The sequence below is a fragment of the Candidatus Poribacteria bacterium genome, assembly GCA_021162805.1.
In the GTDB taxonomy this organism is placed as follows: domain Bacteria; phylum Poribacteria; class WGA-4E; order B28-G17; family B28-G17; genus JAGGXZ01.
The window spans coordinates 1-8487 of record JAGGXZ010000135.1; the positions used below are offsets into that span (position 1 = coordinate 1).

Consider the following 8487-nt stretch of genomic DNA (forward strand, 5'->3'; position numbering starts at 1 on the left):
GGAGGGCTTCCTCACGCCCGTCATGAGAGCACTTCGACGAAGGGCAATGGGACACCTGCAGGAGGGAAGGTTTTCCAAGGCTATGGCCCTTTTGAAGCTCCTTTCGGGGCAGATAGGCGTCAAGGTTGAGCGTTCTTCGTGGGAGCCCGGAAAGGGACTCGACTTGGTCATTCTACTCAAGGGCCTCAATGGAGAGCCGGTCGAGAGGGCGGATGTACGGGCGGAGCTGGTGCCGCTTTACGGTCTCAAGCCACAATTCAGCTCGCTGGGAGATGGGAGATATGCCCTTTTTCTTCCGGCCGGAAAGGTTCCTAAAGCTTACGATTACGAGACTCGCCGCTATGTTCCTTATAGCGGGCCGGTGGAGGCGCTTATCGAAGCGAAAGCCAGAGGGATGCGAGGTTCCCTCAGAGTTTGCCTATCCCCTTAGGCGGAGCCGAATTCAGTTATTGACAACCGCTCCGGTAGCTAGTATACTAATATCAAGATCCCAAGGAACAGCTGTGGATGTTTGGGAAAATCTTCGCTCAAGGGGTGAAGGTATGGGCAAAGTAAGATACCTAATAATGCTCGCTTTGATCGCCGCCCTGGCAGTGATGATGGGCTGTGCCGGCTGTAAAAAGCCGCCTACCGTCGAGAGCGTCTCCCCGAACAAAGGACCCGAGACCGGAGGCACGACGATAAAGATAACGGGAACGAACTTCAAGGAGGGAGCGACCGTCACCATAGGTGGCAACCCTGCCAGGAACGTTACCGTGGCCTCCAAGACCGAGATAACCGCCATCACACCTCCGGGCAAGGTCGGCGCGGCCGATGTCGTAGTGACAAACCCGAATCAGCTCTCCGGAACTCTGTCAGGGGGTTTCACCTACACCGATGCCACTCCGCCGAAGGTTAGCTCGACCGATCCGGCAGATGGAGCTCTCATCGATCCCAAGGATGCCGTGGATACCGGCGTTACCAAGATAACGGTTACCTATAACGAGCCGATCGCCTCCGAGGGAACGATTAAGGTTCACATGGTCTCCCTGGAGGATGCCCTCGCCAAGCACGAGGGTGATATCGAGGGAACGGTCTCCTACGAGGGTAACTCCATCATCTTCAACGCAGCTAAGCCGCTCATCTCGGCCAGGAAATATACCGTCTCCGTCAGCGGCGTTAAAGATAAGGCCGGCAACGTAGCCTCGGATTACACCTTCAGTTTCTCGATCAAGACCCCAAAACGGGTTCACTGGTATATTGTTCGTAAGGGTGACACGCTGCCCAAAATAGCTGCAAGGCCGGACACATATGATAACGCCAAGCGGTGGCCCTGGATCGTCGAGGGAAATCAGGACGATTATGATTTCGATAGGGATAAGATATATGTAGGCCAGAGGTTATTTATCCCCTGGTGGGAGGGGAAATAAAAAGAGGTGATTTCGATGTTTGCCGTCGGCCGCCGCATCGTGATGGCGGCGGTCATCCTATCTCTGATATCATGGATGGGATGCACTTTAAAACGCGCCCCCGATATCGATAAAGAGTATTATTACCCACCTCCGTCCGATTATTACGGATACGGCTATGGCTATGACCTTTCAGCACCTCCCCTGCCCCTGGATGGCCGGTATGATGCCTCATGGGAGATGTTCAGATATTACGATGGGAAGAGATGGGAGTACCCACAATCGGATCGCCCCGGATATCGTCCTCAGACGGATGAGCTGAGGGAAAGGATATCCCGATCCGATCGGGAGGTGAGATCCCGAGCGCCTGCGAAACCGGAGTTGAACTCCCACAGAGCGGAAAAGGTAAGGAAAAGGGTTAAATCGAAGGAGAGCGAGAAGAAGAAGGACAAGGACGAAGAGGATAGAAGGGAAAAGCTCAGGAAAGCTCTGAAGAGGAGGCGCAGCTAAAAGCCGTATCCCATCGAAGGCGCATATGGCCTGGAAGGGTTATATGCGCCGTTTTTCTATTCGGTGATTCATGTTCAGGCAGTTCAGGTTCGGTCTGAGTTTCATATCCCTCACAGCCTTGATCCTATTGGGAGTTGCGCTCTATCTCATCCTGAAGGGAAGATACCTTATTTCGTTTATATTGATGTTGATAGCGGCGATTGAGGCGTTTATATACATGGGAGGGCACAGGAAATGACCGAGAAGCTAAGGGTTGTGGAGAGGAAGATCATAAATCCGCTGGCGGTGAAAATAGCACCTTATATCTCAGCGAATTTCGTCTCTGCGCTCTCTCTCCTGGCAGCATTGGGGGCAGGTGCCGCATTCTGGGAGAGAAAACCGGTCACAGGGGCGATATTGATACTGACCAACGGATTCTTCGATCTCCTAGATGGATGTGTCGCCAGAGCAAGAGGAGAGTCTTCAGCCTTTGGATCGTTCGTCGATAAGATCATAGATAAGTATTCAGATCTGATCTTCATCCTTGGCATGCTTCTCGGCGGTATCGCACATCCTATACCCTCTATCATCTCCATGGTGGGCATCCCACTGGCCACCTATATCAACTCGGCCGTCGAGGGCTTAACCAAAGGGGAGGTGAAGCTGCAGGAGAAGTTCTCGCTTAGATTTGTCAGGATCATCCTACTGGTCGGGGGGGGATTCCTGAGGCGAACCGATATGGCGATCTGGCTCGTGGCCGGGACGGTTCTCTACGCCGTCATCTCGAGGATGACCTACAACTTGATCCTTCTCAGGCGGCATGTTAAAGGGGCATAATCGCCGTCATCTCAATCCTTCCGAATCTCGGTATAAGAGATTCGCTCTTATTTTCCTTGAGCGTAGTATCTATGACCAATTGTCCACCGTCCACAGCTCAACCGTCATTAGAACGTTTAACGTTCCAACGTTCAACGTTTTAACGTTTTCCCAATCGGCTTCGCCGTCATTAATGACTACAAATGACGACAAATGACAATAAATGACCTATAAGCAGCGGTCTGCTGACTGCGGACGTGTAACAGTCCGAACATTGAGGGCTTGACAGGCTTTTGATTGAGGTATATAATGCTAGTAGCTCAGAATCTCAAATGGGAGGTAGAGAGCATGAGAAGGTATATCTGCTTGCTTTTAACGGCTCTGTTTTTGGTGATCGTCCTATCGCTCTGGGCGGAAGCCAAGCTCCCCGATTACATCGTTTTCCTGATGACCTTCGATGAGGGTTCGGGAAAGAAAGTCTCCGATCTGTCCGGATACGGCAACAACGGGGAGGTCGTTGGAAGCGTGAAATGGGTGGACGGCAAATACGGCGGCGCGTTCTACTTTGACGGTAAAACTCATATAACCGTTCCGAACGCGGACCCGCTGAAGAAGCTGACCGATCCGATGTCGGTGGGCGCATGGGTTAACCCTGAAACGCTAGGCGGATGGAGAAATATCGTGGAGATGGACGGCTCAGCAGGATGGAAATTCGGATTCCACGACACAACTCTCGTCTGGACGACATACCACGTCAAGGACTTCATCGGCCAGACGGTGATACCCACGAAAAAATGGACCCACGTCGCTGCCGTATGGGATGGTTCAAAGGCCACTATCTACATCAACGGCGAGGAGGATCAGGGCGGACCGATAGCCGGTGGGGGGAAGATCAACGTGGAGAAAGAACCGAGCCTGGACATAGGGTTCCGTCGTACCAGCGGTTCCTCCTTCTATCAGGGTGCTATGGATGACCTGTGGATCGCGAATAAAGCGTTGAGCAAGAACGAGATCCAGGAGCTGATGAACGGCTTCACCGGCCTTATGGCCGTAAATCCCTCCGGTAAGCTCGCCACCACCTGGGGAGATCTAAAGTCCCACTGAGGAGGTAGAAACTCCCCCTTGTGTGTCCGAGCGGGGAGATATCCGCTCGGACACATCTCCTTTCCTCCCCTAAAACCCTTACAGAGAAGTATCAGTCGATTCTTTCGGCATAGTATTCTTGGATGGATCTAACTGACATGCCCTTGCGGATCAGCGCCTCTATACCGCTGGCAGCGGCCTGGGCGCCGGAGATGGTCGAGACAAGCGGGATGCGGTGGCTTAGGGCCAACTTCCTTATCAAAACCTCATTGGGACGCCTATCCCGCCCCGTCGGGGTGTTTATGATGATATCCACAGCGTTGTTCTTGATGTAGTCATATATCGTCGGCCTGCCCTGCCCGATCCTGTAGAGCAGGGTGACATCCATACCGTGTCTCAAAAGCACCTTAGCCGTGCCATGCGTGGCTATGATCTTAAATCCCAGGTCATGCAGGACCTTTGCGATGAATATCACGGAACGCTTATCCTTGTTCTTGACGCTGATGAAAGCAGTGCCCCTCGTCGGTAGGGGTTTTCCGGTCGCCATCTGAGCCTTCGCGAAGGCCACGCCGAACTCCGGATCTATCCCCATGACCTCGCCTGTCGATCGCATCTCAGGACCCAGAAGAGGATCCGATCCGGGGAGTTTGTCGAAGGGGAAGACGGGAACCTTGACGGAGAAATAGGGAGGTTCGATCTCCCTCGTGAATCCCAGATCCGAAAGCTTCCTGCCGACCATGATCTTGGCGGCCAATTTGGCGAGAGGCACCCCTATCGCTTTGCTCACAAACGGGATCGTCCTGGAGGCGCGTGGATTGACCTCAAGAACATATATCTCATCGTTCTTGATGGCATACTGCACGTTCATCAATCCCTTGACGTTCAGTTCCTTCGCCAGGGCATATGTGCACCGCTTAAGCTCCTCGACCAATTCCTCCGTGAGGGTGTATGGCGGAAGGACGCAGGCGCTGTCGCCGGAATGTATCCCGGCCTCCTCGATATGCTCCATTATTCCGCCCACCACCGTTATCTCGCCGTCCGATATCGCGTCCACATCCACCTCTATGGCGTCCTCCAGATATTTATCTATCAAAACGGGATGCTCGGGCGACGCCTCGACCGCCTCTCGCATGTATCGCTCAAGCGACGTCTCGTTGTAGACGATCTCCATGGCCCTGCCGCCCAGGACGTATGAGGGACGAACCATGACGGGGTATCCTATCTCCTGAGCGATCCCCTTGGCCTCCTCGATCGATGTCGCCGTTCCGCTTTTGGGCTGTTTGAGGCCGATCCTCTCCAGGAAACCTCTGAACCTCTCCCTGTCCTCCGCCCTGTCGATGTCCTCCGGATCGGTACCTATGATCTTGACGCCCGCCTTTTTGAGCGGTATGGCCAGATTAAGCGGGGTTTGTCCGCCGAACTGGACGATCACACCATCGGGTTTCTCCCTGTCGGCGATGTTGAGCACGTCCTCCAGCGTGAGAGGTTCGAAGTAGAGCCTGTCGGATGTGTCGTAATCGGTGCTGACCGTCTCGGGGTTGCTGTTGACCATTATCACCTCATACCCCTCCTCCCGCAGGGCGAAGGCCGCATGTACACAGCAGTAGTCGAACTCTATCCCCTGTCCAATCCTGTTCGGTCCACCTCCGAGGATCATGATCTTCGGCTTACCGGAGGGTCTCACCTCGTCCTCGACCTCATATGTCGAGTAGTAATAGGGGGTTTCCGCCTCGAACTCGGCCGCACAGGTATCGACCGTCTTAAACGTCGCCTCGATGCCCAGGCTTTTCCTCAACGTTCTAACCTCTTCCTCGCCCATTCCCCAGAGCCAGCCCAGTTGAGCGTCCGAAAAACCATATCTCTTGGCCTGAAAGATCCTCTCCCTCAGCTCATCCCGATCCATCCCCTCAGGATCGATCCCCCTTAGCTCCTCCTCCATCCTGACGATCTGACGGATGTTGTGGATGAAGAAGGGATCTATACCCGTAAGCCTCGATATCTCCCTCTCGGAGAACCTGCGTTTCAGGGCAAGTTTGATGTAAAAGATCCGCATCGGGTTTGGAATCCGGAGCATCCTTTCAAGATCGTCATGTGAGATCTCCTCGTCAAACCGGTCCTCCAATCCCTTCCATCCCATCTCAAGCGATCTGAGCCCCTTTTGTAGCGCCTCCTTGAAGGTCCTGCCTATCGCCATGACCTCGCCGACCGATTTCATCTGCGAGGTGAGGGTCGGATCGGAGCCGGGGAATTTCTCGAAGGCCCACCTGGGGATCTTGACCACGACGTAATCTATCGTCGGCTCAAAGGAGGCCGGGGTTTTCTTGGTTATGTCGTTGGGTATCTCGTCAAGGGTATATCCGATGGCCAGCTTGGCGGCTATTTTGGCTATCGGAAAGCCGGTCGCTTTGGAGGCGAGGGCGGAGCTGCGTGAGACGCGAGGGTTCATCTCGATGATCATCAGCTCGCCCGTTTCAGGGTTAACGGCGAACTGGATGTTCGAACCGCCCGTATCGACGCCTATCTCCCTGATGACATCGATCGCTGCGTCACGCATCACCTGATACTCCTTATCGGTTAGCGTCTGTGCCGGTGCGACCGTGATGCTGTCGCCGGTGTGAACCCCCATCGGATCGAAGTTCTCTATCGAGCAGATTATCACGACGTTATCCGCGCCGTCTCGCATCACCTCCAGCTCATACTCCTTCCACCCTATGACCGACTCCTCGATCAGAACCTCGCTTATGGGGCTGAGATCTAATCCCCTTGTGACGATCTGGCGGAACTCCTCGATATTGTATGCGATCCCGCCGCCCGTTCCGCCCAGGGTGAAGGCAGGTCGGATGATGACGGGAAAACCGATCTCGTGGACGATCTGGACAGCCTCATCGATGGAGTGGGCTATACCGCTTTTGGGCACTCGCAGTCCAATTCGTTCCATCGATCTTTTAAACAGCTCTCTGTCCTCCGCCTTCTTTATGGCGTGGAGCTTAGCGCCTATGAGTTCCACATCGTATCTATCGAGCACCCCGCCCTCGGCCAAAGCGACCGACACGTTAAGGGCGGTCTGACCGCCGAGGGTCGGCAGAAGTGCATCCGGTCTCTCCCTTTCGATTATCTTCTCCACCACCTCGGGGGCTATCGGCTCGATGTAGGTTCTATCGGCAACTGAGGGGTCGGTCATGATCGTCGCCGGGTTGCTGTTGACCAGGACGACCTCATACCCCTCCTCGCGCAGAGCTTTGCACGCCTGGGTTCCGGAATAGTCGAACTCACACGCCTGGCCGATTATGATCGGACCGGAGCCTATTATCAGAATCTTCCGTATATCGGACCTTTTCGGCATAGCTCACCCTTCCATAAGCTCGGTGAAACGCCTGAAGAGATACCTGGCATCGTGAGGCCCCGGCGAGGCTTCCGGATGATACTGGACTGAAAAGATGGGGAGTTTGCGGTGTCTCATCCCCTCAAGCGTCATGTCGTTCAGGTTGATGTGGGTTACCTCCACATCCTCATCCTTTATGGAGTCTATATCCACGCAGAAGCCGTGATTTTGGGAGGTTATCTCGACCCTGCCCGTGGAGAGGTCTTTGACCGGCTGATTTGCCCCCCGATGGCCGAACTTCAGCTTGAAGGTCCTACCGCCGAACGCTAAGCCCAATATCTGATGTCCCAGGCAGATACCGAAGATCGGTTTGCCGCTCTCTATTAACTCCCTCACGGTCTGGACGACATACGGCAGCGCAGCCGGGTCTCCGGGGCCGTTTGAGAGGAATATCCCATCCGGCTCGTAGCTTAGGATCTCCTCGGCGCTCGTTGTGGCAGGCACGACCGTTATCCGGCAACCGTGGTCGCTAAGGAGCCTAAGGATGTTGTGCTTGATGCCGCAGTCCACGGCGACCACTCTGAACCTTCCTGGCTCCTCCCTCTCCTCCCGGCGTCCTGGGACAGGGTTCACCGTTCCATTACCTTCCCATTCATATGGTTTGTGGCAGGTGACGAACCTCACGAGATCCGAGCCCTCCATGGGCGGCGCCGAGCGCGCCTTTTCGACGAGGCTGTCCGGATCGAGGTCCTCGGTCGATATCACCCCTCTCATCACACCATATATCCTCAGCTTCCTGGTCAGAGCGCGGGTGTCAACGCCCTGAATTCCGACGATCCCGTGTCTCTCCAGGAAACTTGCCAGGCTCTCCTGAGAACGCCAGTTGCTGGGCCGTTCGGAGTACTCCCTCACGACGAACCCCTCGACCTTAGGTCCATCCGATTCCAAGTCCAGCCCGTTGCATCCGTAATTTCCGATAAGCGGGTAGGTCATGGCCACTATCTGTCCCTTATAGGATGGATCGGTCAGTATCTCCTGATATCCGGTCATGCTGGTATTGAAGACCACCTCTCCGGTTTTTTCGCCTTGAGCGCCGAAGCTCTCACCCTTGAAAACCGTACCGTCCTCCAAAGCCAACATCGCCTTCATCTCAACGCCCCCTAATATTATGGGTTCGTTCATATTATCGCTGAGTGTAGCGGAGATTTTTAAAACTACCGCCCGCCGCTTATAGGTCATTTATTGTCATTTGTCGTCATTTATCGTCATTTGTAGTCATTAATGACGGCGAAGCCGATTGGGAAAACGTTAAAACGTTGAACGTTGGAACGTTAAACGTTCTAATGACGGTTGAGCTGTGGACGGCGGACAATTGGCCATAGATACTAC

7 protein-coding genes are annotated in these 8487 nt (G+C 54.4%); 5 read left to right on the top strand and 2 right to left on the bottom strand.

The genetic code is table 11. The features are described from left to right. The 5 genes from J7M22_10130 to J7M22_10150 form a co-directional block, all read left to right on the top strand. The coding region (locus J7M22_10130; protein ID MCD6506967.1) for a hypothetical protein at positions 1 to 430 on the top strand (430 nt) is incomplete at its 5' end. Positions 431 to 542: 112 nt separating this feature from the next. Beyond that, entirely contained in the window at positions 543 to 1409 is an 867-nt protein-coding gene (locus tag J7M22_10135) for an Ig-like domain-containing protein (protein MCD6506968.1), read from the top strand. 15 nt (positions 1410 to 1424) lie between these two features. Next, positions 1425 to 1898 carry a hypothetical protein gene (locus tag J7M22_10140; GenBank protein MCD6506969.1) on the top strand — a complete coding sequence of 158 codons (474 nt, stop codon included), beginning with the start codon at positions 1425 to 1427 and terminating at the stop codon, positions 1896 to 1898. Between the two features lie 234 nt (positions 1899 to 2132). Next, the gene (locus J7M22_10145; protein ID MCD6506970.1) at positions 2133 to 2714 is read left to right on the top strand and encodes a CDP-alcohol phosphatidyltransferase family protein; all 582 of its coding nucleotides are present in this window, start codon (positions 2133 to 2135) and stop codon (positions 2712 to 2714) included. Positions 2715 to 3041: 327 nt separating this feature from the next. Beyond that, on the top strand, positions 3042 to 3797 hold the full coding sequence (locus tag J7M22_10150) for a LamG domain-containing protein (protein ID MCD6506971.1): 756 nt from the start codon (positions 3042 to 3044) through the stop codon (positions 3795 to 3797). A gap of 91 nt (positions 3798 to 3888) precedes the next feature. Here the strand turns inward: J7M22_10150 and carB are convergent, their stop codons facing one another. Both carB and carA read right to left on the bottom strand, forming a co-directional pair. After that, positions 3889 to 7119 (bottom strand): carbamoyl-phosphate synthase large subunit, encoded by a 3231-nt coding sequence (gene carB / locus J7M22_10155; protein ID MCD6506972.1) that lies wholly within the window; start codon positions 7117 to 7119, stop codon positions 3889 to 3891. Positions 7120 to 7122: 3 nt separating this feature from the next. Beyond that, positions 7123 to 8247 (bottom strand): glutamine-hydrolyzing carbamoyl-phosphate synthase small subunit, encoded by a 1125-nt coding sequence (gene carA, locus J7M22_10160; GenBank protein MCD6506973.1) that lies wholly within the window; start codon positions 8245 to 8247, stop codon positions 7123 to 7125. Positions 8248 to 8487 lie beyond the last annotated feature (240 nt).

Excerpts from the sequence above, each read along its gene's own strand:
- carB (MCD6506972.1), bottom strand. The coding sequence starts at position 7,119 with ATGCCGAAAAGGTCCGATATACGGAAGATTCTGATAATAGGCTCCGGT.
- J7M22_10135 (MCD6506968.1), top strand. The coding sequence starts at position 543 with ATGGGCAAAGTAAGATACCTAATAATGCTCGCTTTGATCGCCGCCCTG.
- J7M22_10140 (MCD6506969.1), top strand. The coding sequence starts at position 1,425 with ATGTTTGCCGTCGGCCGCCGCATCGTGATGGCGGCGGTCATCCTATCT.
- J7M22_10150 (MCD6506971.1), top strand. The coding sequence starts at position 3,042 with ATGAGAAGGTATATCTGCTTGCTTTTAACGGCTCTGTTTTTGGTGATC.
- carA (MCD6506973.1), bottom strand. The coding sequence starts at position 8,247 with ATGAAGGCGATGTTGGCTTTGGAGGACGGTACGGTTTTCAAGGGTGAG.
- J7M22_10145 (MCD6506970.1), top strand. The coding sequence starts at position 2,133 with ATGACCGAGAAGCTAAGGGTTGTGGAGAGGAAGATCATAAATCCGCTG.